This window comes from Gammaproteobacteria bacterium, assembly GCA_028819075.1.
GTDB lineage: Bacteria > Gemmatimonadota > Gemmatimonadetes > Longimicrobiales > Gaopeijiaceae > BD2-11.
Genome location: JAPPMM010000065.1, coordinates 127013 through 153942, shown reverse-complemented (window position 1 = coordinate 153942; position 26930 = coordinate 127013). Strand labels below are relative to the sequence as shown.

Genomic DNA, 26930 nt, shown 5'->3' with positions numbered 1-26930 from the left:
CCGCGGCTGGGAATCGGGCCGGGCGTGGTCGTTGCAGTCACCCTGATTCTGGTCTTCTTCCACTTCGTTCTGAGGCTCGGCCTGGGGATGGGTGCCGCAGCTCCCGATCTCCTGACCGTCGCGCTCCTGTTCCACGTTCGCAGGGTCCGTTTCGGGACCGCGGCATGCGTCGGCTTCGCCCTGGGCATGCTGGAAGACGCGTTCGCGCTGGTAGCTTTTGGCGCGAACACCGTGGCGATGACCGTGGTGGGCATTCTGGGCGTGCAGACCAGGGCATTCTTCGTACCCACCACCTCGCTTTCCTTTCACATCATCTATTTCGTCACCGGCAAGTGGCTGCGTGACTTCATCCACTGGATCCTGCAGCAGGCCGCCGGCGTCACGAGCGGGTTCATCGAACCGATGATTCTCACTGCGGCTCCGGCCGCGCTCTATGCCGCCCTGGTGGGCGTGCTCGTCGTGAAGCTCATCGGTCCCTTCAGCGAGGGCGAGTCATGAATCAGTTCCAGGTTCCCGGTCCGGAGGCGTCGCAGCGCGCCCGCATCGCCGTCGTCGGCCTCATAGCGCTCTTCGCGGTCCTCACCGTCGCCTTCTTCCGCCTCCAGGTGCTCGAGGCCAACACATACGAGCTTCGCTCGGAGTCGAACCGGCTGCGGCCGTTTCCCATTGAAGCTCCCCGTGGCGCCGTCTTCGATCGTAGCGGGCGGGTCGTCGCGAGCAGCGTCCCGGGCTATTCGCTGCACGTGTTCCCTTCCTCTGCTTCCGGGGTCATGGAGACCACGCTCGAGCGCCTGCAATCGTATGTCGATCTGGACGATGCGAGGATCGAACTGCTGCTCGAACGCGCCCGCCGCGAACCCTATCAGCCGCTCCTGGTGGACGGCGACGCCGATTTCGATCTCGTCTCCACGCTCGAGGAGCACCGCGCGGAACTGCCGAACGTGGTGGTGCGGATGGATCCGAAGCGCCAGTACCAGGCTGCGCGCGCGGTCTCCCACCTCATGGGGTATGTAGGCGAAGTGACGGCGGAGGAATTGGAGCAGGAACTGTATTCGGAGTACTCGAGCGGGATGACGGTGGGCAAGGAGGGTGTAGAGCGGCAGTATGAAGCCCGCCTTCAGGGGAAGCGGGGCCTGCGCTATTCGGAGGTGGACGCGCTGGGCCGGGTCGTGAGCTCTCCGTTCGGGCAGGTCGTGCAGGCGCCCGAGCCCGGGGTGGACATGCAACTGAATCTCGACCTTGATCTGATGGAGTGGATCCATCACATCTTCCCCGACTCCATGCGCGGCGCGGTAGTGGCGCTGAATGTCGAAGACGGTGGCGTGCTCGCGCTGTATTCGGCCCCGACCTTCGATCCCAACAGCTTCGTGGGTGGGATCGAGCCCGACGAGTGGGCGTCCCTCAACAGCGACCCGGACCAGCCGCTCTTCAATCGCGCAGTCGTGGGACGCTACGCCCCCGGATCCACGTGGAAGCTCGCGGTCGCGGCCATCGGTCTGCAGCTCGGCCTGGTGGAGGCGCACGAACACATGTCGCGGGGGTGCACGGGAGCGATGTTCGTAGGCAACCGCCTGTTCCGCTGCTGGAACGAAGCCGGTCACGGGTCTCTCGATCTCGTGGAGGCGATCCAGCACTCGTGCAACGTGTACTTCTACCAGTTGGGCCTCAGGATCGGGCTCGAGCGTCTTCTGGCCAACGCGAACCAAATGGGCTTCGCGCGGCAGTGCGGCATCGACCTGCCCCGCGAATCGCCGGGGGTGTTTCCGAGCGATCTCGGCTTCTGGGAGGAGCGGTTCGGGTATCGCGCGCAGGAAACGGAGGTATTGTCGCTCGCGATCGGGCAGGGCCCCAACGACCAGACACCGCTTGGGATCGCCCAGTTCTACCTCGCCATGGCCCGGGGCGGGCAGGCTCCGGCGCCACGCATCCTGCAGGGGGAAGAGGCGGGCGACACCTGGGACATCGGGATTTCACCGGAGCACGGCGAGATTCTGATGGAAGGGCTCAGGCGGGTCTTCATGCCGGGCGGCACTGCGTACATGTCGTCGGTCGAGCACTGGGCACTCCTGGGCAAATCGGGCACCGCCCAGAACGCACAGGATCCGGATCGCAGCCACGCGTGGTTCGCGGCGATGGCGGGCCCCCGGGACGCACCGCCCGAGATCGTCGTGGTGGTGCTTGTGGAGCTCGGAGAAAGCGGATCCATCGTGGCCGCGCCGCTCGCCGCCAAGTCCGCGGACTACTTCCTGCGCAAGCGCTACGGCATCCCCACCGACACCATACAGACGCTTGGCGAACACCTCCTGACGGGCACGCCTGCTCCGTGGGCAATCTGGTGACTCCCTCCGACGCCGTGGAGCCTGCCCGATGAAGGCCCTGTTCTCGCGGTGGGCACTCGACAGCGGCCTCATCCTCGCCCTGCTCGCGCTCTCCGCCTTCGGCGTGGCGATGATCTATTCGACCGGCCAGCTGAACGTGCCCAGCCCGGTCGTCGAAGGCGTGTGGATCCGGCAGCTGGTATGGTTCGCATTCGGGCTGACGGCCTTCACCGTCATCAGCCGGATCTCGAGCAACTGGATCGAGTGGGCTTCGGTGCCCGCCTATGTGCTGGCGGTAGTGTTGCTGGCCGTCACACTGGTCGTTGGTACCGGCCGTGGCACCGCGGCCGGGGTGACCAGCTTCCTGCAGTTCGGCGGCTTTCAGTTCCAGCCGGCGGAAGTCGCCAAGATTGCAACCATCCTGGCGCTGTCGCGCCTCATGGCCTCACGGCTGGAAGCGCCCGGACCTGGTTCCCGGCGATCGTGGCAGCTGACCGATGTCATCGGGCCGTGCGCGCTGGTGGGGCTCCCTCTCGTCCTGGTGCTGCTACAGCCGGATCTGGGCACCGCGATGGCCTTCGTGGGCATCCTGATGGCGGTGCTCTTCTGGTCGGGAATACCGCTGACCTATCTGTTCCTGCTGGTGAGTCCCGCCATCGCGCTGGTCGTCTCCTTCAACACCTGGCTGTTCTCGGCGTACATGGTGGCGCTGATCGGGATTCTCTATCTGCGCCGCTCCCGCCTCTACACCTTCGAGTACGTGGCGGTGCTCGTGTTCAATCTGGCCGTGGGCACGGTCGCCCGGCTCCTCTGGGACTCCCTGGCACCCTACCAGCAGAACCGGGTGCTGGTGTTTCTCGATCCTGGCCTCGACCCGCAGCAGGCGGGTTACCACCTCGTCCAGTCGAAGGTTGCCATCGGCAGCGGTGGATTGACCGGCAAGGGGTTTACGCTGGGCACCCAGAAGCGGTTCAACTTCCTGCCCGAGCAGCACACCGATTTCATCTTCGCGGTGATCGGGGAGGAGTTCGGTTTCATGGGCACGCTGCTGGTTCTCTCCGGCTTCGCCTATGTTCTGTTCCGGCTCATCCGCATGGCGACCGGAACCGCCAGTCACTTTGCAAGCTTCGTGCTCTTCGGTATCTTCGGCGCCTGGATTACCCACGTCTTCGTAAACACCGGAATGACCGTCGGGCTGGTGCCGGTGACCGGCATTCCCCTTCCGTTCATCAGCTACGGGGGCTCCTTTCTGCTGATGTGCTGGGTGGCTGCGGCGCTCGCCGTGCGCGTCGCCCGGCAGAACTGAACAAGCCATGGCCTGGTTCAACAAGCCCAAGAAGCCGTTGCGCGCCCAGGATCGCCGGGATGTTCCGAGCGACGTCTTCAGGAAGTGCCCGGGCTGCGGCGCCATCGTATACCGCGAAAAACTCAGGCAGAATCTCTCCGTGTGTCCGGAGTGCGGGTTCCACTTCAGATTCGAGGCCTCCGACTATCTGAGTCTGCTGATGGACGAAGGCTCCTTCAGCGAGGAGCACGCGGGCCTGGCCAGCGCCGATCCCCTGGGCTTCGTCGACTCGAAGCCCTACACCGCCCGGGTGCAGGTGGCCGAGCAGCGTGCCGGACGGCCGGAAGCCATGGTGGTGGGTTCGGGCAAGCTGGACGGCATCCCGGTGTCGCTGGCGGTGATGGACTTTTCCTTCATCGGAGGATCGATGGGATCGGTGGTGGGGGAGAAGCTGGCCCGAATCATCGACAGGTCGCTCGGTGAGAGTGTCCCGCTTGTCGTCGTGAGCGCCTCCGGCGGAGCCCGCATGCAGGAAGGAATCCTGTCGCTGATGCAGATGGCGAAGACGGCAACATTGCTGGCGCGGCTGCACGAGGCCGGCCTGCCCCACATATCCATCCTCACCAACCCGACAGCGGGCGGGGTCACCGCGTCCTACGCCATGCTGGGCGACGTCAACCTCGCGGAACCCGACGCCTTCATCGGGTTTGCCGGGCCCCGCGTGATCGAGGAGACGATCCGGCAGGAGCTTCCGGACGGGTTTCAGCGATCCGAGTTCCTTCTCGAGCACGGCATGCTCGACTGCGTCGTGCCGCGCAGCGAACTGAAGGCCACCGTGGCACTTCTGCTGCGGCACATGTGGGCGGGGTGGAAGCCCCAGGGCTGAAGCTCTCCGGCGCCGCTCCACAAGCGCTGGAGAACACGGCGCCCGAGCCCGGAGCGCCCGCGATGCACGACCTGTTTCCACGGCTGGGGCATGGCGTCCAGTGGGGTCTTGATCGGACCCGGTCCCTGCTCGCGACCCTGGGGCAGCCACAGCTCGCCTGGCCGTCGATCCACATCGGCGGGACCAACGGGAAGGGGTCGGTAGCGGCGATGTGCGCCGGGGTGCTGAGGGAGGCCGGCCTGCGCACGGGGCTCTACACATCGCCCCACCTGTGCGATTTTCGGGAGCGCATCCAGGTCGACGGCCGTCCGGTCGAACACGAGACCATGACGCGGGTGGCGGCCGACCTGCATGGCGCCGTGGACCGGATCGGGCCCACCTTCTTCGAAGCGACCACCGCCCTGGCGTTCGGGGTCTTCGCCGACCGGGAAGTCGACATCGCGGTGGTGGAAGTCGGGCTGGGCGGCCGTCTCGACGCGACCAACGTGATCGTCCCGCTGGTGACCTGCATCACCAACGTCTCGCTCGACCACGCGGACTACCTGGGCCCCACGGTGGAGGACATTGCCCGCGAGAAGGCCGGGATCATCAAGCCGGGCATTCCCGTCCACACGAGCGAGACGGGCGGGCCCGTGCTGCGAATCCTGACGGATCGGGCAACACGGGCCGAGGCTCCCTTTTTCGTGCTCGACGCACTCAGCGACCTGCGGGACCTGGAGCTCTCGAGGGCGCGCACGAGCTTTCGCATGTCCTCCGACGCGTGGGGTGACCTCGAACTCTCGGTGCCGTTGGCGGGAAGCCACCAGGCGACCAACGCGGCGCTGGCGGCGAGGGCGCTCGAATCGCTTCCAGAGAAACTCCGGCCCGCTCGACGCGCCGTCGTGCGGGGCCTGGCGGGGGTGAGTTGGCCGGGCCGGGTACAACTGGTGCGGCAGAGCGGCGTAACCTGGGTCTTCGACGTGGCTCACAACGTCGCGGGAATGGAGACGCTCGCCACCACCCTGCGGTCACTCGGTCTTGCGCGGCCGATCGTGGTACTCGCGGGCATCCTGGGGGACAAGGACTGGGGAGGCATGCTTCCGGGTCTCCTCGCGACCGCCGACGCAGCGGTCCTGACCCAGCCCCCGTCCGCGCCGGGCGAACGGAGGTGGAACCCCGGACAGGTGGCGGCCGCGCTCGCACCACGGTTCACGCTCGAGGTGGAGGCGGACTTCGGCAGCGCTCTGGCAAGAGTGGCTGAACGGGCGGAAGGCGGCACGGCGGTGGTCACGGGGTCCTGCCACACGGTCGGCAGCGCTCTCGACGAGCTTTGCATCCAGCCGTTCCCAGCCCCTTTCCGGGTTTGACGCGTCGAGCGAAGCGCATAGATTCGCCGCCATGCCAAAAGGGAAAGCCTTCCCCAGACTTCCGGGCTTTCGGGACTTCGCTCCAGAGGCCCTGGCCGAGCGGGAACACGTGTTCAGAAGCTGGCGCAGAATGGCGCGTCGCTACGGCTTCCAGGAATACGACGGTCCCCCGCTGGAACCGCTGGAACTCTACCGGGAAAAGAGCGGCGACGAAATCGTCGGGCAGCTGTACGCATTCGTCGACAAGGGTGGGCGTGAGGTATCGCTGCGCCCTGAAATGACGCCGTCGCTGGCGCGCATGCTCGGCGAGCGGAGCCGGGCCATGGCGAAGCCCATCCGCTGGTTTTCGATCCCGCAGCTCTTTCGCTACGAGCGACAGCAGCGGGGGCGTCTGCGGGAGCACTTCCAGTGGAACGTCGACATCCTCGGCGAGGCCGGCACGGGCGCGGACGCGGAAGTCCTGGCGGTGGCGGTCGACGCCCTGCGGGCGCTGGGTCTTGGACCGGACGACTTCCTGGCCCGGGTCTCGGATCGCCGCCTGCTGTCCGCGATTCTCGACGCGCTGGGCGTGCCGGGAGACCGGATCGCGGCAACCTATGTCCACATAGACAAGTACGAACGGGTGGGCCCGGATCTGACGCGCGCCCGGCTGCACGAATCCGCCGGGCTGGCCCCCCGGGCCGTGGATTCACTTCTGGAGATCCTGGACGGTTCCGGGCTGGACGTGGTCGAAGACCTGCTTGGCGAACGTGATGCCGTGGGCGCCAGCCTTGCCGAACTGCGCCGCTACGAGGCGGACCTGACGGCGATGGGGCTCGGTCCGTTCCTTCGCTTCGACCTGCGCATCGTGCGCGGGCTGGCGTACTACACCGGCATCGTCTTCGAGCTTTTCGATCGCAGGGGCGAACTGCGCGCCATCTGCGGGGGAGGCCGCTACGACCAGCTGCTCGAGCGGGTCGGCGGCGAACCTCTTGCGGCGGTGGGGTTCGGAATGGGGGATGTGGTGCTCACCGAGTTGCTGCGCGATCGGGGACTGCTCCCGCGGTCGACCCCCGCGATGGACTGGTTCATTGCCAGCGTCTCGCCGGCCCAGCGTCTGCTGGGACGGGAAATCGCCCACGCCCTGCGGGAGGCGGGTTCCACCGTCTCCTATGCCCTGGAGCAACGTCCCGTGCGCAAGCAGCTGGCCATGGCCGCCCGCCAGGGGGCCCGCAGGGTCATACTTCTGGGGCCGGTGGAGACGGCGAGAGGGGTGGCGGTGATCCGCGACATGGCGCAAGGCAGTCAGCAGGAAGTCTCGCTGGCCGATCTGCGCCGGGGCAGGCCGACGCCATGACCTCTCGCCGGGCAGGCCGGCAACCGCCGCGGGTTCTCGTCTGGGCTGCCGCGTGTCTGTGCGCGGGAGCCTGTTCTCCCGACCGCCCACCCGACGCGAGGGAGGACGCGGCGCCCGCTCCGGCGCCCCCGGCAGCGCGTTCGTCCTTCGGCGCCGACGATGCCGAGGCGATTCCTCTCGTCCTCTTCGATGAAGTGCCGGACCCGGTGCTGGACCGCCGCCTTACCCTTCATCTGCTCGCGCAGGAGCCCGGCGGGCGCGTGGAATTCAGCCGAACCCTGCGGGAGCTGCTGCCCGAACGCGCCGCCCGCGATTCGGCCCTGGTCGCGATTCGTGCGATCGTCTACCACGCGGCGGTGCCGCCGGGAGCGAATGAAGGCGATCTGGTGCCCGTGGCCTGGGGCGAATGGATTCCTCTGGAGGGCTGGTACGGCGAGGTTGGAACGGGGCGGGGTAGCGGCCACCGGGTCTACTTCTACCACGGAACGCCCCCGGAATGGTAGCCGACGGCAACAAGGGGGTGCGCCGGGACATGGCTCGCGCCGTGCGCCGGCTCAACATCCTCGAGTTCTTCATTCTGGCCGCGGCCGCGGCCCTGTCCCTGGGCGGGGGCGCGCTGGTGGCGCTGCTCCTGAACGAGTTGACGGGCGCGCCCTTCCGGATATCGTGGTTCATCTCCTCGCTCCTGCTCTTCAGCGTTCCCGGGTTCTTCGTACTTCGCCGAGAGAACAGACGCGACCCTTCCCGCGGCGCCGCGGGCCACCCCCAGGACCAGACAAATGGCTGATGACAAGCGGCTGACGCCCCGGAGCGAGAGCTTCTCGGCCTGGTACAACGATGTCGTTCAGCGCGCGGAACTGGCCGACTATTCGCCGGTGCGCGGATGCATGGTCATTCGTCCCTGGGGGTACGCGATCTGGGAACTGATGCAGCAGGGACTGGACGGCCTCTTCAAGGAGACCGGCCACGAGAACGCCTATTTCCCCCTGCTCATTCCGATGAGCTTCATCGAGCGCGAGAAGGAGCACGTCGAGGGCTTCAAGCCGGAGCTCGCGGTGGTGAGCCACGCCGGCGGCAAGGAACTCGATGAGCCCTATGTCGTTCGTCCGACCTCCGAGACCATCATCTACTCGATGTACGCGAAGTGGGTGCAGAGCTATCGCGATCTGCCCCTGCTGCTGAACCAGTGGTGCAACGTGATGCGCTGGGAGCTGCGCACCCGGCTCTTTCTGCGGACCTCGGAATTCCTCTGGCAGGAGGGCCACACCGCACATGCGACGCGGGAAGAGGCCGAAGAGGAGGCACGGCGCATGCTCGGGGTGTACCGGCAGTTCCAGGAGGACTGGATCGCGATGCCCCCGGTCAGCGGGCTCAAGAGCGAATCGGAGAAGTTTGCGGGTGCGGTGCGAAGCTATTCCGTGGAGGCGCTGATGCAGGACAATCGCGCGCTTCAGGCGGGCACCTCCCACTTCCTGGGACAGAACTTCTCGCGCCAGTTCGGCCTCACCTTCCAGAGCGAGGCGGGGCGCGAGGAATACGCCTGGAACACCTCCTGGGGCGTGTCCACGCGCATGGTCGGGGGCATGGTGATGACCCACGGCGACGACAACGGCATCGTCGTGCCGCCGCGGATCGCTCCGGCCCAGGTCGTGGTTGTGCCCATCTGGCGCACGGACGCGCAGCGCGTACTGGTGCTGGAAGAGGCCGACCGCTTCCGCGACCAGCTGGTCGCGGCAGGGGTGCGGGTGCGCATCGACGCCCGCGACCACCTCAACCCGGGGGCAAAGTTCTACGAGTGGGAGCGCAAGGGCGCTCCCTTCCGCGCCGAAATCGGGCCGCGCGATGTGGCGAAGGGGCAGGTGGTGCTGGCCCGGCGGGTTCCGTTCTCGAGCAGCGAGCGCAAGCGCTTTCTGTCGCGCGAAGAAGCCCTGGCCACCCTACCGGCTCTTCTCGACGCCTTGCACGCAGACTTGCTCGAGAGCGCCCGCGCGCGCCGCGAAGCCAACTCCCACAGGGGGGTCTCGGATCTCGGCGAGCTCAAGGAGATCCTGGACGCGGGGGGTGGATTGGTGTACACCGGATGGAGCGGCGACCCCGACGTGGAAGAGAAGGTCAATCAGGCGACCAGGGCCACGATCCGGGTCATCCCCGACGACGAGTTCGCGTCGTCCAGCCGGCCTTCGCGGTGCATCGGCGGCGGCGCTGCCAAAATGGAGGTGGCGTGGGCGCGGGCATACTGAGGTGACTCCGCTGGCTCGCTCGGACGGCGTGCTCCGCTGCGGACCGTTCGCCCTCGACGACATCGCCGCTCGCTTCGGGACCCCACTCTATCTTTACGATGGAGCCTTGCTGGAAGACAGGTATCGCACCTTCGAAGCCGCCTTCGCGGGCGCCCGCCTGCTCGTGGCCTATTCGGTCAAGGCCAACGGAAACCTGGCGCTTCTCAACCGCCTGGCTCGGCTCGGTTCCGGCGCCGACATCGTGAGCGGAGGAGAGCTGGCGCGCGCCCTCGAGGCGGGGATTCCGGCAAGGCGGATCGTGTTCGCCGGTGCAGGCAAGAGCGAGGAGGAGCTCGGCGCGGGGCTGGAAGCCGGAATCTACGGGTTCAACGTCGAGAGCCGTGAGGAGCTGCATCTGCTTGAACGCATCGCCGTCCGGCGGGGTGTGCGCGCCCGCATCGCGCTGCGCGTGAACCTGGACATCGCCTCGCCCACGCCTCACGAGTACACGCGCACGGGGCACGCCGGCACCAAATTCGGGGTTCCCGCCGACGAGATCATGGACCTCTATCGATGGGCGGCCTCCCGGGCCGCGCTACGGGTCGCGGGCATCGCAGTCCACATCGGGTCGCAGATCGTGGACGCCGAACCGTACGAACGCGCCGCGCGCGAGATCTTCGCCCTGGAGCGGGCGCTTTCCGATGAGGGCATCCCGCTCGAGTACGTCGATCTGGGTGGTGGGTTCGGGGTCGCCTACGGAGACGACTCCGAGATCGATCTCGCGCGCGTCGCCGCAGCGGTCCTGCCTGCCGTAAGACGGCGCGGCCTGCGGCTGGTACTGGAGCCGGGCCGCTTCATCGTTGGCGAATCCGGGACGCTCATCGTGCGCGTGCTGTACGTGAAGCGATCCGGAAACAAGACCTTCGTGATCACGGACGGGGGCATGACCGAGCTGCTGCGCCCCAGTCACTACGGCGGGTATCACCAGGTCGAGCCGGTGCGCGCGCGTCCGGGCGCGGCGGTGGTAGTGACCGACGTGGTGGGCCCCGTGTGCGAGGACGGCGACTTTCTCGCGCGCGACCGCGCCATCGAGCTGCCTTCCGCGGGCGATCTCATGGTGGTGCGGACCGCGGGCGCCTACGGTTTCTCCATGGCCTCGAACTACAACAGCCGCCTGCGCCCGGCGGAAGTGCTGGTTGCCGGCGGCGGACTTCACCTGATCCGCCGGCGGGAGTCCTTCGCCGATCTGATTCGGGGGGAGAGGATCCCGTCATGACCCTCACCAGGCCGCGCGACCGGGTTCTGATCCTCGACTACGGATCGCAGTTCACCCAGCTCATCGCGCGCCGCGTCCGCGAGGAGCGGGTCTTCTGCGAGATCCACCCGCCGACCCGGTCCGTGGAGTGGATCCGGAGCTGGGCGCCCAGCGCGATCGTGCTCTCGGGCGGGCCGTCCTCGGTCTACGAGGAAGATGGCCCGGGGGTGGAGCCGGAGCTGTTGCACATGGATGTTCCGGTTCTCGGAATCTGCTACGGCATGCAACTGATCGCCGAACTGGAGGGTGGACGGGTGGAGTACGGCAAGCGCGAGTACGGACGAGCCGAGCTGCGCCTGAGGGAAGCGGAAGGCCTGTTCGCGGGATTCGCGCGCGAACATCCGGTCACGGTCTGGTGTTCACACGGCGACCATGTGGACCAGCCTCCGGAAGGGTATCGCGTCGTCGCTTCCACCGAAGGCCTCCCGGTGGCCGCGTTCCGGGCCGAGGACCGGGCCATCTACGGAGTGCAGTTTCATCCGGAAGTCGCGCACACCCCCGAGGGCGACCGGATGCTCTCCAACTTCCTCTTCCGCGTCGCCGGCTGCCGTCCGAGCTGGACGGCGAGCGCGTTCGTCGAAGAGAGCATCGCCGCCATCCGCGAGCAGGCGGGGAGCCGGTCCGCCATCTGCGGCCTCTCCGGCGGGGTCGACTCCTCGGTCGCGGCCACCCTGGTGCATCGCGCGCTCGGCGACCGCCTGACCTGCATCTTCGTGGACAACGGGCTCCTCCGGAAGGGCGAACGCGAGGGCGTGGAACGCACCTTCCGCAGGCACATGGGGATGGAGCTTCTGGTCGCCGACGCGCGCGAGGAGTTCCTGAAAGGGCTCGCCGGGGTCGACGATCCCGAGCGCAAGCGCCGGATCATCGGCGAGATCTTCATCCGCGTTTTCGAGCGCACGGCGCGAGAGGCCGGTAAGGACGCGTCCCTGCTCGTGCAGGGCACGCTCTACCCGGATGTCATCGAGTCCCTCTCCGTGCGGGGTCCGTCCGCAACCATCAAGACCCATCACAATGTGGGCGGGCTTCCGGACGACATGCCGTTCGAACTGATCGAGCCGCTCCGCGAGCTGTTCAAGGATGAAGTGCGCAGGGTGGGGCAGGAGCTGGGGCTCCCGGAGGCGTTCGTGGCGCGCCATCCCTTTCCGGGCCCGGGGCTTGCCGTGCGCATCCTGGGCGAAGTCACGTGGGAGCGGCTGGAGGTGTTGCGGCAGGCGGACGCCATCTTTCTGGAGGAGATCCGTGCCGCCGGGCTCTACGACGAGATCTGGCAGGCGTTTGCGGTACTCCTGCCGGTGCGGTCCGTGGGCGTGATGGGCGACGCGCGGACCTACGAGTGCGCGGTGACGCTGCGCGCCGTGACCTCGCGCGACGGCATGACCGCCGACTGGTACCGGTTTCCGCCGGAAGTGCTGGCGCGCGCCTCCACCCGCATCATCAACGAGGTCGCGGGGGTGAACCGCGTGGCCTACGACATCAGCTCCAAGCCCCCGGCCACCATCGAGTGGGAGTGAGGAGGACGGGCTTTGCTCGCTCCCGCGGAGATCAGGACGCGGGAGCGGGGTCGTCTTCGGTGCGCAGGGCCCGGAGCGTGTCGTCGATCTCGGCCCACACTTCGACCATGAACTCCAGGCGGGCCCCGTGGACGTCGACGTAGTCGAGCAAATCGGCCTCGGTGACCCCATTGGACTCCAGGATCTCCGCCTTCGCTTCGGGGCCGACCCGACCATCGGGTGAATGGAGCGCCGCCGTGCGCAGCTCCACATAGGTGCCTACGAAAGCGTCCCGGGAGATCGTCCCCGCCGCGTCGGGCGCCTGGTCGCCGCCGCACGCGAACAGCAGGCACAGCAGGCCGCCCGCCAGGAACTTCCGCACCCCACGCGCCGTCACCGGTCTCATGCCTTGCCTGCCTCTCCGCTGGTGGCCGCACGCCAGAGGAGCAGGCAGAGCCCCGCGAAGATCAGTGTCCCGACCAGCCCGGATGACCCCGTGAAAAGGCCTACGCTCCACGCGTGGCCAACAATCCACTGCGTAGCCCGCGAGGGGTCGCCGGTCACCTGGGTGACCAGGTAGATCGCACCCCCGATCAGGACCCCCACCAAGGCCGCTCCCGCGATCAGGCCGGAGCCGAACAGAACGCCCCGTTCGCGCTGCTCGGCCAGCCGGTCTCCGCCGCCCTCCGGGCCCGAATAACGGCGGGTCAGCGCGCGCCGCATCATGCCCCCCACGAAGATCGGGGTCATGAGCGAAACCGGCAGATACAGCCCCACGGCGAACGCCAGTGACGGCAGCCTGAGTCCGAACTCGACGACGGCGGCCAGCGCCATGCCGACGATGACGAACATCCAGGGCAGGGTATCGGCCAGGACGCCGTCCACGACCAGCTTCATCAGGTTCGCCTGGGGGGCCGCCAGTTCCGCTCCTCCGATGCCGTACGATTCGTTGAGCACGATGAGCACCCCGCCCATCACCGCCGCGCTGGTGATCACCCCGATCAGCTCGCCGATCTGCTGCGAGCGCGGGGTGGCTCCCAGGAGGAATCCGGTCTTGAGATCCTGTGAGGTGTCTCCCGCGATCGCCGCCGAGATGCACACCACCGCGCCCACCGCCAGCACCGCGACCTTGGAGGCGGCGGTACCGTCGTTCAGCCCCAGTCCCACCCATATCAGCGAGGTGAGCAGCAGGGCGGCAATGGTCATCCCCGAAACCGGGTTGGACGAGGAGCCGATCAGCCCCACGATGCGCGAGGATACCGTCACGAAGAAGAAGCTGAAGAGCACGATCAGGACCGCGCCCAGCAGGTTCACCGGGACGCCCGGCCAGAGCCAGAGCGCAACGGCCAGCAGCGGGGCGAGGGTGAAGACGAAGCGCATGGACAGGTCCCGCTGCGTGCGGGAAGTCGGTCCGCCGCCGCCCCCGATGCCGCCCAGCCCCAGCTTGAAGCTCTCGATCATCGTGGGCAGCGACTTGACGAGGGTCGCGATGCCCCCGAAGGCCACGGCGCCGGCCCCCACGTAGCGGATATAGTTGCTCCAGATCTCCGCCGATCCCAGCTCCGCCATCGGGACCGTGCCCGGATACACGACGTCGTTGCCGCCCCAGGCGTTGATCACCGGGATCAGGATCAGCCAGGCCAGCGCGCTCCCCGAGAACATGATGGTGGCGATGCGCGGTCCGATGATGAACCCGACGCCCAGCAGCTCGGGAGTGAAGTCTCCCCCGATCTGGGCCTTGCCCGGGAGAGGCGCCGCCGGCGACTCGTTCCATAGCGAGAGCCCGCGTGGGTTGGCCAGCGCCTGATAGACGGCGCCGACACCGAGCCCGGCGAAGAGGAGGCGGGCCTTGCCGCCCCCCACGTCCCCAGCCACCTGCACCTCCGCGCACGCAGTGCCTTCGGGATAGGGCAGCTTGCCGTGCTCGCGCGAAATGAGGTAGGAGCGCAGGGGAATCATGAACAGCACGCCCAGCATTCCCCCGAAGAGCGCGATCACCGTGATCTGCGTGACGCTCACCAGGATGGCGGGGTCTTCGCGCGCCCAGAGGAACAGCGCGGGGAGCGTGAAGATCACCCCGGCGGCCAGCGACTCCCCCGCCGAGCCCACCGTCTGCACCATGTTGGACTCGAGAATGGTGCCGCCCCAGATGCGGAAGATGGCTACCGCCATGACCGCCGCGGGGATCGAGGCGCTTACCGTGAGCCCGACGCGCAGCCCCAGGTAGGCGTTGGCGGCGCCGAACACGATGCCCAGAACCGCTCCGATCAGCACGGCCCGGGGCGTGAACTCCAGGATCTGCTCGCGCGCGCCCACGTAGGGGCGGTACTGGTCGCCCGGCAGGGTCTCGTAGGCCTGGGGAGGGAGCCCGCCACGGGGCCCGGGATCGACTGTCGCCACTCTTGCCTCCAGCCACGGGTTGCGCGGAACCCGGGCAACGTGGATCGCGCCTTCTCGGCTTGTCAAGCGCGCGAACGGGGGAGGCCGAGCCGGCTGGAACTGGCTACACCGCGGCCTCCGCGGATGGTCCGAATCTTGAATTTCAGGGGTGGGCGGATGCCCGGAAGCCCATGCGGGCGTGGATGGATCGGGGCTCAGGCACCGAAGTCTGCCAAATTGGCAGATTTATGGTCTGCCAAAATGGCAGACAAGGCGTGCACGACCACACGCGGAGGGAATATCAGATGATTGAAGTCGACCGCTTGACGGTGAAGGCGGCCGAGGCGCTGCGGGCCGCCATAGCGGACGCCGGCCGACGCCGGAGCGCCGAGGTCTACGGCATCCACCTGCTCGACGCCCTCCTCCGACAGGAAGAGGGCATCGTCACGCCGATCCTGGACAAGATCGGAGTCTCCGCCCCCGCGGTCGGCGAGCGGGTACAGGCCGCACTCGACGGACTGGGCCGCGTCTCGGGGGGATCGGATGCGCGCGTCAGCCGCGATCTCGCGCGCGCTCTCTCCGCGGCCGAGCGCCATGCCGCCGAGCTCGGGGACGACTACGTGTCGACCGAGCACCTCCTGCTCGGGCTCACCGTCGAGAAGGACGACGCGGGCGAAATCCTGCGGTCGGCGGGCGCCATGGAGGAGCGGGTGCTGGAGGCACTGTCGGCGGTCCGCGGCAGCCACCGGGTCACCGACCAGACCCCGGAGGACCGGTATCAGGCCCTCGCGCGCTACAGCCGCGACCTGACCTCGCTGGCGCGCCGCGGCAAGCTGGACCCGGTCATCGGCAGGGACGTCGAGATTCGCAGGGTGATCAAGGTGCTCGCCCGCCGCACCAAGAACAATCCGGTGCTCATCGGCGAGCCAGGGGTGGGAAAGACCGCCATCGCCGAAGGCCTGGCCCAGCGCATCGTTGCCGGCGACGTCCCCGGCGCGCTGGCGGAAAAAACCTTCCTGTCTCTGGACATTTCGGCCATGCTCGCCGGTGCCAAGTACCGCGGCGAGTTCGAAGAGCGCATGAAGGCGGTGCTGAAGGAGATCTCCGACGCCGAGGGCCGCTTCGTCATGTTCGTCGACGAGCTGCACACGGTCGTCGGCGCCGGCGCCGCGGAAGGGGCGGTGGACGCCGGCAACATGATGAAGCCGCTGCTGGCACGGGGCGCCCTGCGCATGGTGGGCGCGACCACCCTCGACGAATACCGGAAGCACATCGAGAAGGACCCTGCCCTGGAGCGGCGCTTCCAGCCCGTGTACGTGGCGCCGCCGTCGGTGGAGGACACGATCGCCATCCTGAGAGGCCTCAAGGAGCGTTACGAGGTGCACCACGGCGTGCGCATCCGCGACGACGCCCTGGTCGCGGCGGCCCAGCTGTCCGACCGCTACATCGGGGGCCGTTTCCTGCCAGACAAGGCGATCGACCTCATGGACGAGGCCGGCAGCCGGCTCCAGATCGAGATCGACTCCCTGCCCACCGAAATCGACCAGGTCGAACGGCGCGCCATTCAGCTCGAGATCGAGCGCCAGGCTCTGGAGGACGAGCACGGCGACCCCGGCGCGCGGGAACGCCTCGCGCGCATCCGCCTGGAGCTGGCCGAGTTGAGGGAACGCAGCTCCAGCATGAAAGCCGGGTGGCAGGCGGAACGGGACGCCATCGACCGCCTGAAGACGCTCAAGGAGGCGGCGGACGCGCTCCGCACCGAATCCGGGCGTGCGAAGCGGACCGGCAACCTTCAGCGGGCCGCCGAGATCGACTACGGCGAGCTCCCGGCGCTCGGCACCTCGCTCAGGCTGGCGGAGCAGCGGCTGGCGGAGCTGCAGGCGGGCGGCACCTGGCTGCGGGAGGAGGTGGACGCCGACGACATCGCCGCGGTCGTCGCGGAATGGACGGGGATTCCGGTGGCGAGCCTGGCGGAATCGGAGAGGGAGCGGCTGGTTCGGCTGGAGGCGCTGCTTGGCGGGCGGGTGATCGGACAGGAAGAGGCGCTCGCGGCCGTCTCGAACGCGGTGCGCCGTTCAAGGGCCGGGCTCCAGGATCCCGACCGGCCCATCGGATCGTTCATCTTCCTGGGTCCGACCGGGGTGGGGAAGACCGAAACCGCGCGCGCGCTGGCCGAGTTCCTCTTCGACGACGAGCGCGCGATGGTGCGCCTCGACATGTCGGAGTACATGGAGAAGCACGCCGTGTCGCGGCTGCTGGGCGCGCCTCCCGGCTACGTGGGCTACGACGAAGGCGGCCAGCTGACCGAAGCCGTGCGCCGGCGCCCGCACGCGGTCATCCTGTTCGATGAAATCGAAAAGGCGCACTCCGACATCTTCAACGTCCTGCTTCAGATTCTCGACGATGGCAGGCTGACCGACTCCCAGGGCCGCACGGTCGATTTCCGCAATGCCGTGATCATCATGACCTCCAACCTGGGCAGCCACTACATCCTGAGGCACGCCGGAACCGATCCGTGGGAAGAGGTGGAGGCGACCGTCACCCGGGAGCTGCGGCGACACTTCCGTCCGGAGTTTCTGAACAGAGTGGACGACATTGTTCTCTTTCGGCCATTGGACCGGGCCTCGATCCGCGCGATCGTTGATCTGCAGCTCGCCCGGGTGCAGGCGCTGGCCGGCGAGTTGGGCATCACGCTCGAGGTTGCGCCCGAAGTCCGGGAGCTCCTCGCGAAGGAGGGCTACGATCCCGCGTTCGGCGCGCGCCCGCTGCGGCGCGTCATTCAGCGTCTCGTCCAGGACCCGCTTGCCATGTCGCTGCTCGAGAAAGATCCCGGGAAATCCGCGACCATTCGCGTGGTCCCCGCCGCGGACGCCGCCGGCCTGGCCTTCGAACGGGCGTGAGCGGGCCGTTCCGCCGGGTTGGTGCAGCCGCGATCCGCTGGTCGGTGGCTCTGGGGGCCGCGGGGTGCGCAACCTCCCCGCCGCTGCCTCCGGCTGAGAACGACGCCGGCCCTCTCCGCGCCGCGGAACGTTTTCTGGACGCGGCCGACCGACAGGACCTCGACGCGATGGCGCACGCGTTCGGCACCGACGGGGGTTCCATCGCCGACACCGGCGGAGGACTGGGCTGCGGACTCCGCCGGGTTGCGTCCTGGCTGGGAGCCGCGGACCGCTGCCCGACCCGGCAGGAGGTCGAGGTTCGCATGTATGCCATCGCGGCGGTGCTGCGGCACGACGGCTATGTGGTGATCGCCGCGGAGCCGGTCCCCGGTCGCGATCGGCCCGTCACCCGGGTATCCGTCGAGGTTCGACGGGGAGAGCGGATCCATCGCGATGTCGGAGTGTTCGTGATCAGCACCGCGTCCGGGTGGCTCGTGGAGTCGGTCGAACTGGAGAAGATCACGGGGCGCTGAGAGGCCGCGCCCGCTCGACCAGTTCCACCAGCGCTCCCCCCGTCCCCTTGGGATGGAGGAAGGCGACCAGGCCGCCGTGCGCACCGGGCCTCGGAGTGCGGTCGATGGGCCGGAACCCCGCGGCGATCAGGCGGTCGAGTTCGACGCGCACGTTCTCGACGCGGAAGGCCACATGATGAAGGTTCGAGCCCCCCGCTGCGAGGAACCGCGCCACCGCGCCGCCCCGGTCGTGGGGTTCGAGCAGCTCCACTGCGCCGATGAAGCATACGTCGATGCCGTGTTCCGGGAGGGACCGGCGAGGCGAGGCCCGCTCACCCGTCAGGGTCTCGAACAGAGGCGCCGACTCCGCGATCGAGTGGACGGCGATGCCGACATGGTCCACCGGGTAGCGCGGCAGGGTTGGCGAGGGATCCACGGGCCCCGCTGCGGGGTCGAATTCCATGACCGGCCGAGATTCGGTTATACTTCGAAATCCAGGGAAGCAGGGAAGCGCGGTGCGGCGCCTCCGCTTCCATCGTACGAACGACCCGGGACCGGGATCAAGGAGATCAGCCAGAATGAGCGATCGAGTTCTGACGGTTACGGACGAGAGCTTCGCCGACGACATAGAGAACAGCCAGGGACTGGCGATGGTGGACTTCTGGGCGACCTGGTGCGGCCCCTGCCGCATCGTCTCGCCCATCGTCGACCAGCTCGCAGACGAGTATGGTGACCGTGGGGTGACGGTGGGGAAGGTGGACGTGGACACCAACCCCGGCACCTCCGCGCGCTTCGGGGTGCGCTCGATCCCGAGTATTCTCTTCTTCAAGGACGGGAGGCACGTCGACACCGTTGTCGGCGCCGTTCCGAGGGCCCATCTCGAGGAGAAGATCGAGGCGCACCTGTAGGTCCGCGATACGCGAGCCGGGGGTGGCGACCCTCTACCTCGTCAGCACCCCGATCGGCAACCTCTCCGACCTCTCGGGGCGCGCCGCACAGGTCCTGGGCGAGGTAGAGAGGATCTTCGCGGAAGACACGCGCAGGACCGGACGGCTGCTGCAGCACCTTGGCGTCGACACGCGCCTCACCTCCCTGCATCAGCACAATGAGGCGGCGCGCGCGGGGCGGGTCCTCGAGTGCCTGGAGTCGGGACTTGACGCCGCGGTGGTGAGCGACGCCGGAACCCCGCTGGTTTCGGATCCGGGCGCGCGCGTGGTGGACGCCGCGCTGGAAGCCGGGCACGACGTGGTTCCGGTGCCGGGTCCGTCCGCGGTTCTGGCAGCGCTGGTGGGGTCGGGGCTTCCGGCCGACCGTTTCGCCTTCCTGGGATTCGCGCCCCGCAAGGGACTCGAACGGCGCGCTCTGCTGCAGCGGGTCGCCCATTCGCAGGAGACTACCGTGCTCTTCGAGGCCCCCGGCCGGCTGTGCCGCCTGCTGATCGACCTCGAGCATGCGTGCGGCTCCGGCCGCCGGGTGGCGGTGGCGCGGGAAATGACCAAATTGCACGAGGAGTTCGTGCGAGGGACCCTGGCCGAGGCCCGGGCTCATTTCGGAGCGCGCGCCCCCCGGGGAGAGCTGACGCTGGTGGTCGACCGCTCTCCGGAAGGCAAACCCGACGAATCCGCGGTTCGGGAACGGGCCGCGGAACTGCTGGCCGGGGGCACGCGGCCGAGTGAAGCCGTCCGGGAGTTGACGGCCCTGCTCGGGGTATCTCGCAACCGCGCCTACCGGATCGTACATTCAACTGTTGTGCCGGATGGGCCGGAGACGGAGTAGACACGCGCCGCGCGGCAGGCGCGCTCAGGGGCGGGAGTGGTTCAGGAATCGATGCTGAAGATTGTTCTCGCGATCCTCGCGGCCGTGCTCGCGGCCACCCCGCCCGTCGAACCGACGCTCACCATCGCGCGCCTCCAGTACGACGGAGGAGGGGACTGGTATGCGAACCCGTCCTCGCTGGCCAATCTGCTGGAGCGAATCGCAGCCGACACCGGGTTGCCGGTGGCGGATCGTGAAGCCACCATCACCCTCCGGGATCCCGCGCTCCCCGACTACCCCTACGTCTACATGACCGGCCACGGCAACGTGAGCTTCGCGCTGGAGGAGCAGGCCGCGCTGCGCGACTACCTGTTGGGGGGGGGATTCCTGCACGTCGACGACAACTACGGTCTCGACGAGTCCTTCCGCCGGGAGATCGCGCGCGTGTTCCCCGGCCGCGAACTCGTGGAGATCCCCCCCGATCATCCGGTCTTCGGCACCTTTCACCTGCTCCCGGAAGGCCTGCCCAAGATCCACGAGCACGACGGAGGCCCGCCCCAGGCCTTCGGCCTCTTCGAGCGCGGCCGGCTGATGCTGTTCTACAGCTACGAAAGCGATCTGGGAGACGGCTGGGAGGATCCCGAGGTGCACGAGGATCCCCCCGAAACCCGCGAGCAGGCGTTGCGCATGGGCGTGAACCTGTTCGTCTACGCCATCACCCGGGGGGCCTCATGAGCCCGGCGGCCCGCCCGAGCGTCCGCGGCGCATTCGAGGCCGTGCGCGGTCACGTCGGAACCCGCTTCGGGATGGCGGGAGTGCTGTGGGCGACCGTTCCCGTGGCCGTCATCCTGATGCTCGCATGGTGGCTGGGGGGCGCGGCGGGGTGGCGTCAGGGAAGCGCGGCGCCGCTGATCCTGGACGGGCTCGCGGTCGCCGCGGTCGCCACCCTGGTCGCTTTGCTGCTCCGGCTCCGGCGCCGCTGGCTCGACGAAGCCAGGGTCGCCGCAACCATGGAGGAGGCGACCGGTCTGGCCCGCGGCGTGGTGCGTAGCTCGCTCGAACTCTCCCGTTCGGTCCCGCCCGGCGTATCGGCCGCGCTGGCACGCCGTGCCGAAGCGCGGGTTGCGGGGCGCCTCACGTCCCCCACGTCCGTGCTGGCCGGATCGCTCCACCGGCGCAGCGGCCGCTGGATGCGCCTCGGGGCGGGGGCGCTGGTGGTGGCCAGCGTACCCGTGATCTCCGCGTGGGTCGCGTCGCCGGAACGGTCGCGGCGCGCGTGGTCGGGGCTCGCGACTCCCTTCGGGGTGATGGCGAGCCCGCGCTATGCCCCTCTGGTGGTCCGGCCGGGGGACATCGAGGTCGCCCGGGGGTCGGACGTCGCCATCGAGGTCGAAACGATGGGACGCCTCGAGGTTACGCTGCACTCCCGCGCGCCCGGAGACGTACCGCGCGCCGACACGCGCCAGATGCCTGACAGCGTCGCAACGTTCCGGTTCAACGCCGTGGAAACCGCCTTCGAGTACTGGGCGTCGGCGCCTGACGGGAGCACGAGCGAGCGCTACCGGGTCACGCCGGTGGACCCGCTGTTCGTGGCGGATCTGACCCTGCAGCTCACCTTCCCTCCCCACACCGGCCGGTATGCGGAGGAGTATCGGGGATCCGCGCCCGGGTTGAGCGTTCCGGTGGGCACCCGCGTCCGCGTGGAAGGACGCGCCAGCCGCGAACTTCAGGTGGCCAGCCTCGCGGTCGAGGAGCCGGGCGGACCGGCTGTCGCCCTGCAGGTCGACGGCCCCCGCTTCCATGCCGACTGGACGCCGCGCGTCGGGGGCGTATACCACTGGCATCTGGTCGATGCGCGCGGCGGCGGTCCGGAGATCCCGCCCGTTCCGCTCGACATCACCCTGGTGCGCGACTCGGTGCCCGCTGTCGCCATCGTGTTTCCCGGCCGCGACACCGTTCTGCCTCTCTCGATGGAGCAGCCGCTGGTCGTTCAGGCTCAGGACGACTACGGACTCGCTTCCGTCGAGCTGGTGGCCTACCGGGTGCGGTCTCTGGGGGCGCCCGAGGATCCGGTCGTGCGCAGAATGGGAATGGCCGGCACCCGGAGCGCCCTCGTGCGCCCGCTCCTGGACGTATCAGACTGGGGACTGCTCGCCGGCGACGTGGTCCGCTACCGGGCGCGCGTGCTCGACAACGCACCGTCGCCGCAGATCGGCGAGAGCCCGGAATACGTGTTGCGCATGCCGGGGGCCTCCGAGCTTCGCTGGCAGGCCCAGCAGATGCTCGAGGACGCGGCGGCCGAGGTCGAGTCGCTGGCTGAACAGGCGGGAGAAGCGGCCGAGGAGACCCGCGAGCTGGAGCGGCGCAATCAGGCGGAGCTCGCCGAGGAGCGCCGGAACCCTGGAACGCAGGGCGAGGAGGAGCTGAGCTTCGAGGAGCAGGAGGAGCTGCGGCAGGCGCTCGAGGCGCAGGAGGAACTGGCCGCCGAGGTGGATTCGCTGAGGCAGGAGCTGGAGGAGGTCTCCGAGTCCATGCGCCAGGCAGGTCTGCCGGATCCCGAGTTCACGGAGGAGATGGAGGAGCTTCAGCGTCTTCTCGAGGAGATGATGCCGGAGGAGCTGCGCGAACGCATGGAAGACATGGCGCGCAACCTGGAGGAGATGGACGAAGCCGCTTCCCTGGAAGCGCTGGAACGGCTCGCGCAGGACCAGGAGGAAATGCGCCAGCGTCTGGAGGAATCCATCGAGCGCTTCCGCCGCGCCGCAACGGAACAGGCACTGCGCGCCGCCGAGGAGGAGGCCGCGGAGTTGGCGCGCAGGGAGGATGCGCTCGCCGACGCGATGGAGGAGGGGGACACCCTCGACCTGCGCGCGCGCCAGCAGGCCGACCTGGAGCAGCAGACCGAAGCGCTCCTGGAGCGCATGGAAGAGGCGCGCGAGCACCTCGACGAGCTGGGAGAGCAACAGGCCGGAGACCGCGCCCAGACCGCGGGCGAGCGTACCGACGAAGCGCGCCGCGACATGGCCGAAGCCCGCGAGCAGGCGGAGGCAGGAGAAGCACAGTCGGCCGCGCAGGAGGCCAGAGAGGCGGCCGAGGCGCTCAGGGAAGCACAGGAGGCGCTGGCGGAAGCGCGCGCCGAGATGACGCAGTCCATGGATGCCGCCGCCCGCGAGGCCCTCCGGCAGACGGCCGAGGATGCGCTCTCCCTCGCGCGCCAGCAGGCCGCGTTGCGCGAGCAGATGCGGCGCGCGAACACGGAGCAGCAGGCGGCCATGCGGGCCGATGAGGCATCGCTTCTGCGTGGGGTGCGCAACATGGCCGAGAACCTGAGCGCCGGATCGCGCGCCTCCGGCCAGGTTGATCGCGCGGTCAGCACCGCCATCGGCGAAGCCATGGAGGCCATCACCGAGACGCTGGAAGCGCTCGACAGCCGGCGTGGGTCGACGCCGTCTCCGACCGCGACCGCCGAGGCGGCGGTTCGCGCGCTCAACCAGGTTGCGCTCCAGGCCATCGCAGGCGCCGGGCAGTCAGGGCAGGATGCGGCTTCGGGCGGAGCCGGAGAGATGCAGGAGATGCTCGAGGCGATCGCCCAGCGACAGGGTGATCTGATCATGCAGACCGAGGAACTCATGCCGATGCAGCTGGGCGAGCAGGCGCTCGCCAGGCAGATGCAACAGCTCTCGCAGGGTCAGGAGGCGGTGGCCGGCGAGCTCGGTGATCTGGCGCAGCAGCCGAACTCCGAAGAGCAGGCGCTCGGGGATCTTGATGAGCTTGCGCAGGAGGCGGCCGCTCTGGCCGAGGAACTCGCGATGGAGCGCCTGCGAGCGGAAACCATCGAACGCCAGGAGCAACTCTTCCAGCGCTTGCTGGATGCCGGGCGAAGCCTCGAGCGGGACGAGGAGTCGGATGAGCGGGAATCCGAGGTTCCCGGAGAATTCGAGCGAAACGTCGTAGGGCCTCTTTCGGAAGAGGACCTGAACGCGCTCCGGTTCGAGCTTCCTCCGGCGGATGTGCTGGGTCGCCTGCCCCCCGCGCAGAGGCGCCTGGTGATCGAGTACTTCGAGCGCCTCAACCAGGCTGCCGCCACCCTGCCCCCGGGAGGCGGGTCGTGAACGACGGCACCCGGCGGAGGCTGTCGGCAGTTCCCTGGCTCGTGATCGGCATGGCGCTTGCGCTCGCACCCGCCACCGCGGACGGCCAATTGTCGTCGAGCGATGAATCCCGGCTGCTGCGCGAGGCTGCGCGCGCCGAGTCGGCGGGAGACTACGCCGCCTCGGTCGAGATCCTCACGTCGCTGTTGGCGGAGCGGCCGGCTTCCTCGGGAGCCATTTTCGCACTGGAGCGCGTGCTGCGGGCACAGGGCCGGGTGTCGCAGGTTCTGGATCCCATCGACGCGTTCCTGGCGGTCGACCCCGTGTCCACCGGTCCCCGCTACCTCAAGCTGAGGATCCTCCTGGAGGTGGATTCCCTGGCCGAACTGCGTTCCGCGGCGCAGTCCTGGATCGCGCAGAACCCGGCCTCGCCGGATTCCTATCGCGAAGTCGCGCGAGTGTACGAACGGGCGTTCGGGGGCGAGGAAGCGCTGTCCGTGCTTCGGCGGGGACAGAGCCGCGCGGGTGGTGGAGTCCTCGCGGTCGAAGCCGGAGATGTCCTGCTTCGCCTCGATCGTCCCCTGGAGGCCCTCATGGAGTGGGCACGCGCCCTCGACGGCCCGGATGCCCAGGCGCCCGGGGCCTTGCGGCGGATGGTGCGCACCGGCGGGGAGCATCCCGGGTTGGCACCCGCGGTGGTTCGCGAGCTGGCGGCGGAAGGTGCGTCCGAAACCCGCAGGCGGGCGGCAATCGAGATCGCGCTCGAGGCTCGCCTGCAGCCGGAGGCGCTGAGTCTTGCGGAGGAGGTTGCGGGAGATCTTCCGGAGCGTGAGCGCGAGGGCTTCCTCAACGCATTGCTGCGGCTCGCCGAGGAAAAGGACGCCGATCAGCTTGCGCTGTGGACGCTGCAGCAGTTGCGCCGGGAGACTCCGAGGGGTTCACGAGCGCGCACGCTGGATCGACAGATCGCGGTCACCTCGCTCGTTGCCGGCGATACCGTGCGCGCGCTGGAGGCCAGGGAGCGGTACGCCCGCGGACTGCCCGAGCGCTCGCCGGAGCGGCGACGTGCTCTCGCCGAGATGATTCGACTGGAGACGGCGACCGGCGCTCCCCTCGCGCTGCTCGACCGCTTCGCGGCCTTCCGCGAGGAGTTTCCGAACGCACCCGAAGCCGATCCGCTGGCGGTGGCGCTTTCGGCACGCTTTCGCGAGAACGGCGACCTGGAAACCGCAGCGTTCGTGCTGGAAGGGGTTCAGGGTCCGCTGAGCGCCCAGGAGCGCGCGTGGCTGGCGCTCGAGGCGGACAACCGGGAGAGCGCCCGGATCAACCTGATGCTCGCCGCGGGGGGACTGCCCGCGACCGAGGCTACGGCGATCGTGCAGCTGATCGGCATCCTGGACCGGGTGGGCGAGCAGGCGGCCGCGCTGGCGGGCAGGGTGGCCATCGCGCGCCACAGGGAGGGCGCCGGCGCGGCGTTCTCGCTGGTGACCGAAGCGGTGCACGCCCTGCCGCCGGACGACCAGCCGCCCCTCCTCGCCATGGCCGCCCGCATCGCCGACGAAATCGACCAGCAGAGCGAGGCAGCGCGCCTGCGCGAATCTCTGGCCGCCACCTTTCCGGAGTCGAGCGAGGCGCCGGAAGCCATCCTGCAGTTGGCCCGCTACCGGGCAACCACCCCCACCGGCGTGCCGGCCGCCATCGAGCTGCTCGAGGAACTCATTCTGGCCCGCCCCAACAGCGCGGTCGTGCCGGTGGCCCGCCGCGAACTGGAACGCCTGAGGGCGTCAGGAGGTGCATCGTGAACGATTCTTTCCGATCGAGAGGCGGGCGGTGCCTGGCCCGGACGACGCTGCTCGCGGCCCTGTTGCTGGCTCCGGGAGCCCTGCGGGCCCAGCATCTGCTGGTGCCGATGGACCAGGATCAGGACGATCACCTGAAGGCCTACGGCCTCACCTACTGGAGCCTCGAGCGGGGCGCGACCGCGGAGTGGCTGCTCAACTACCGGGACGGCGCCTTCCTCTTGCCGGACAGGCAGGACGTTCGTCGGGAAGCGGCGTTTCGCGGCGTCAGCATCGAGCCGGTTGGCGCCGCCGACGTAGCCGCGATACGCGCGCTGATCGCGCGCTCCAACATGGAGTCGGTGATCCTCGAGAAGGCGCCCAGCGTTGCGATCTACACGCCCGCCAACACGACGCCCTGGGACGACGCCGTGACGATGGCGCTCGAGTATGCAGGCATCACCTACGACAAGGTCTGGGATCCGGAGGTCCTGAACGGGGATCTGGAGAACTACGAATGGCTCCATCTCCACCACGAGGACTTCACGGGCCAGTATTCCAAGTTCTTCATCACGTACGCGGGAGCTCCCTGGCTGCAGGAGGAAGTGGCCCGAAACCAGGAGGTGGCGACCGCGTTCGGATATCCGCACGTGCCCGCGCTCAAGAAGGCGGTTGCGAGCGTGATTCTGGACTACGTCGAGGCAGGCGGCTTCCTCTTTGCCATGTGCTCGGCAACCGAGACGCTCGGCCTGGCCCTGGCGGCCCGGGATGCCGACATCGCGGCGGCCTTCGCCGACGGGACCCCGCCGGCCCTCGACGCCTCGGCACACATGCAGTGGGGTCGGGCGCTGGGGTTTCAGAACGCCGAAGTGCAGCTCTCTCCGTCGGTCAACGCGTTCAGCGACATCGACGGCCACCAGGTCAATACGCCCTGGCGGGAAGAACTCGGCACGTTTTCGCTCTTCGAGTTCTCGGCCAAGCTGGATCCCGTGCCGTCGATGCTGACGCAGAGCCATGAGGACGTGCTCTCCGACTTCTACGGGCTAACCACGTCCTTCCGCCTGGACCGCATCAAGCCGGGCGCCATCGTCCTGGCGCAGGAGGGCGGATGGGCCAAATACCTCCACGGGAACCGGGGCGAGGGAACCTGGACCTTCTACGGCGGGCACGATCCGGAAGACCCCGAGCACCAGATCGGCGATCCCCCCACGGATCTCTCGCTGCACGCCAACTCAGGCGGCTATCGCCTGATCCTGAACAACGTCCTCTTCCCGGCGGCTCGCAAGAAGCAGCGCAAGACCTGACGCCGACGGCAGGGAAGATCATACTCCGGACCTC

The 26930-nt window shown here is 68.6% G+C and carries 22 protein-coding genes; 19 read left to right on the top strand and 3 right to left on the bottom strand.

Going from position 1 to position 26930, the window contains the following annotated elements:
• Positions 1-24: 24 nt before the first annotated feature.
• The 11 genes from OXU32_17475 to guaA are packed head-to-tail and all read left to right on the top strand — an operon-like array spanning position 25 to position 12219.
• On the top strand, positions 25-498 hold the full coding sequence (locus OXU32_17475; protein MDE0075745.1) for a hypothetical protein: 474 nt from the start codon (positions 25-27) through the stop codon (positions 496-498).
• Positions 495-2339 carry a penicillin-binding protein 2 gene (mrdA, locus tag OXU32_17470; GenBank protein MDE0075744.1) on the top strand — a complete coding sequence of 615 codons (1845 nt, stop codon included), beginning with the start codon at positions 495-497 and terminating at the stop codon, positions 2337-2339. The genes OXU32_17475 and mrdA overlap by 4 nt, the downstream gene beginning before the upstream one ends.
• Before the next feature lie 28 nt (positions 2340-2367).
• Positions 2368-3624 carry a rod shape-determining protein RodA gene (rodA, locus tag OXU32_17465; GenBank protein MDE0075743.1) on the top strand — a complete coding sequence of 419 codons (1257 nt, stop codon included), beginning with the start codon at positions 2368-2370 and terminating at the stop codon, positions 3622-3624.
• Between the two features lie 7 nt (positions 3625-3631).
• Positions 3632-4489: an acetyl-CoA carboxylase, carboxyltransferase subunit beta gene (gene accD / locus OXU32_17460; GenBank protein MDE0075742.1), complete on the top strand. Its 858-nt coding sequence runs from the start codon at positions 3632-3634 to the stop codon at positions 4487-4489.
• Positions 4471-5835 carry a bifunctional folylpolyglutamate synthase/dihydrofolate synthase gene (locus OXU32_17455; protein MDE0075741.1) on the top strand — a complete coding sequence of 455 codons (1365 nt, stop codon included), beginning with the start codon at positions 4471-4473 and terminating at the stop codon, positions 5833-5835. Before accD ends, OXU32_17455 begins: the two co-directional genes overlap by 19 nt.
• Positions 5836-5866: 31 nt before the next feature.
• Positions 5867-7171 (top strand): histidine--tRNA ligase, encoded by a 1305-nt coding sequence (gene hisS, locus OXU32_17450; GenBank protein MDE0075740.1) that lies wholly within the window; start codon positions 5867-5869, stop codon positions 7169-7171.
• Positions 7168-7674 (top strand): hypothetical protein, encoded by a 507-nt coding sequence (locus OXU32_17445; protein MDE0075739.1) that lies wholly within the window; start codon positions 7168-7170, stop codon positions 7672-7674. Before hisS ends, OXU32_17445 begins: the two co-directional genes overlap by 4 nt.
• Positions 7668-7958, top strand: coding sequence for a hypothetical protein (locus OXU32_17440; protein ID MDE0075738.1), 291 nt, complete (start codon positions 7668-7670; stop codon positions 7956-7958). Before OXU32_17445 ends, OXU32_17440 begins: the two co-directional genes overlap by 7 nt.
• Entirely contained in the window at positions 7951-9411 is a 1461-nt protein-coding gene (gene proS / locus OXU32_17435; protein MDE0075737.1) for a proline--tRNA ligase, read from the top strand. The genes OXU32_17440 and proS overlap by 8 nt, the downstream gene beginning before the upstream one ends.
• Before the next feature lies 1 nt (position 9412).
• Positions 9413-10666, top strand: coding sequence for a diaminopimelate decarboxylase (gene lysA / locus OXU32_17430; protein MDE0075736.1), 1254 nt, complete (start codon positions 9413-9415; stop codon positions 10664-10666).
• Positions 10663-12219 (top strand): glutamine-hydrolyzing GMP synthase, encoded by a 1557-nt coding sequence (gene guaA / locus OXU32_17425; protein MDE0075735.1) that lies wholly within the window; start codon positions 10663-10665, stop codon positions 12217-12219. Before lysA ends, guaA begins: the two co-directional genes overlap by 4 nt.
• Before the next feature lie 31 nt (positions 12220-12250).
• Here guaA and OXU32_17420 read toward each other — a convergent pair whose 3' ends face one another.
• Complete coding sequence (locus OXU32_17420) at positions 12251-12604, bottom strand: hypothetical protein (protein MDE0075734.1); 354 nt, start codon at positions 12602-12604, stop codon at positions 12251-12253.
• Positions 12601-14598 carry an oligopeptide transporter, OPT family gene (locus OXU32_17415; protein MDE0075733.1) on the bottom strand — a complete coding sequence of 666 codons (1998 nt, stop codon included), beginning with the start codon at positions 14596-14598 and terminating at the stop codon, positions 12601-12603. Before OXU32_17415 ends, OXU32_17420 begins: the two co-directional genes overlap by 4 nt.
• Positions 14599-14885: 287 nt before the next feature.
• Between OXU32_17415 and clpB the strand changes: the two genes are divergently transcribed.
• Both clpB and OXU32_17405 read left to right on the top strand, forming a co-directional pair.
• Positions 14886-17477: an ATP-dependent chaperone ClpB gene (clpB, locus tag OXU32_17410; protein MDE0075732.1), complete on the top strand. Its 2592-nt coding sequence runs from the start codon at positions 14886-14888 to the stop codon at positions 17475-17477.
• Positions 17474-17989, top strand: a complete 516-nt coding sequence (locus OXU32_17405) for a hypothetical protein (GenBank protein ID MDE0075731.1) — start codon at positions 17474-17476, stop codon at positions 17987-17989. The genes clpB and OXU32_17405 overlap by 4 nt, the downstream gene beginning before the upstream one ends.
• Here OXU32_17405 and OXU32_17400 read toward each other — a convergent pair.
• Positions 17976-18431, bottom strand: coding sequence for a VOC family protein (locus OXU32_17400; GenBank protein ID MDE0075730.1), 456 nt, complete (start codon positions 18429-18431; stop codon positions 17976-17978). The two genes, OXU32_17405 and OXU32_17400, sit on opposite strands and share 14 nt — an antisense overlap.
• A 115-nt stretch (positions 18432-18546) precedes the next feature.
• On the opposite strand from OXU32_17400, the gene trxA reads away from it, so the two are divergent.
• Genes trxA through OXU32_17370 form a run of 6 tightly spaced genes read left to right on the top strand, consistent with a single transcriptional unit; the run spans position 18547 to position 26896 of the window.
• Entirely contained in the window at positions 18547-18876 is a 330-nt protein-coding gene (trxA, locus tag OXU32_17395) for a thioredoxin (GenBank protein MDE0075729.1), read from the top strand.
• A 22-nt stretch (positions 18877-18898) separates the two neighbouring features.
• On the top strand, positions 18899-19744 hold the full coding sequence (gene rsmI / locus OXU32_17390) for a 16S rRNA (cytidine(1402)-2'-O)-methyltransferase (protein ID MDE0075728.1): 846 nt from the start codon (positions 18899-18901) through the stop codon (positions 19742-19744).
• A 51-nt stretch (positions 19745-19795) separates the two neighbouring features.
• Entirely contained in the window at positions 19796-20458 is a 663-nt protein-coding gene (locus OXU32_17385; GenBank protein ID MDE0075727.1) for a DUF4159 domain-containing protein, read from the top strand.
• Positions 20455-23835 carry a hypothetical protein gene (locus OXU32_17380; protein ID MDE0075726.1) on the top strand — a complete coding sequence of 1127 codons (3381 nt, stop codon included), beginning with the start codon at positions 20455-20457 and terminating at the stop codon, positions 23833-23835. Before OXU32_17385 ends, OXU32_17380 begins: the two co-directional genes overlap by 4 nt.
• Positions 23832-25616, top strand: coding sequence for a hypothetical protein (locus tag OXU32_17375; protein MDE0075725.1), 1785 nt, complete (start codon positions 23832-23834; stop codon positions 25614-25616). Before OXU32_17380 ends, OXU32_17375 begins: the two co-directional genes overlap by 4 nt.
• Positions 25613-26896 carry an asparagine synthetase B gene (locus OXU32_17370; protein MDE0075724.1) on the top strand — a complete coding sequence of 428 codons (1284 nt, stop codon included), beginning with the start codon at positions 25613-25615 and terminating at the stop codon, positions 26894-26896. The genes OXU32_17375 and OXU32_17370 overlap by 4 nt, the downstream gene beginning before the upstream one ends.
• The last annotated feature ends 34 nt before the right edge of the window (positions 26897-26930 follow it).

Coding starts and splice junctions, on each gene's coding strand:
- OXU32_17420 (MDE0075734.1), bottom strand. CDS start 12,604: ATGAGACCGGTGACGGCGCGTGGGGTGCGGAAGTTCCTGGCGGGCGGC.
- trxA (MDE0075729.1), top strand. CDS start 18,547: ATGAGCGATCGAGTTCTGACGGTTACGGACGAGAGCTTCGCCGACGAC.
- OXU32_17400 (MDE0075730.1), bottom strand. CDS start 18,431: ATGGAATTCGACCCCGCAGCGGGGCCCGTGGATCCCTCGCCAACCCTG.
- OXU32_17380 (MDE0075726.1), top strand. CDS start 20,455: ATGAGCCCGGCGGCCCGCCCGAGCGTCCGCGGCGCATTCGAGGCCGTG.
- OXU32_17440 (MDE0075738.1), top strand. CDS start 7,668: ATGGTAGCCGACGGCAACAAGGGGGTGCGCCGGGACATGGCTCGCGCC.
- mrdA (MDE0075744.1), top strand. CDS start 495: ATGAATCAGTTCCAGGTTCCCGGTCCGGAGGCGTCGCAGCGCGCCCGC.
- accD (MDE0075742.1), top strand. CDS start 3,632: ATGGCCTGGTTCAACAAGCCCAAGAAGCCGTTGCGCGCCCAGGATCGC.
- OXU32_17385 (MDE0075727.1), top strand. CDS start 19,796: ATGCTGAAGATTGTTCTCGCGATCCTCGCGGCCGTGCTCGCGGCCACC.
- hisS (MDE0075740.1), top strand. CDS start 5,867: ATGCCAAAAGGGAAAGCCTTCCCCAGACTTCCGGGCTTTCGGGACTTC.
- OXU32_17445 (MDE0075739.1), top strand. CDS start 7,168: ATGACCTCTCGCCGGGCAGGCCGGCAACCGCCGCGGGTTCTCGTCTGG.
- proS (MDE0075737.1), top strand. CDS start 7,951: ATGGCTGATGACAAGCGGCTGACGCCCCGGAGCGAGAGCTTCTCGGCC.
- rodA (MDE0075743.1), top strand. CDS start 2,368: ATGAAGGCCCTGTTCTCGCGGTGGGCACTCGACAGCGGCCTCATCCTC.
- guaA (MDE0075735.1), top strand. CDS start 10,663: ATGACCCTCACCAGGCCGCGCGACCGGGTTCTGATCCTCGACTACGGA.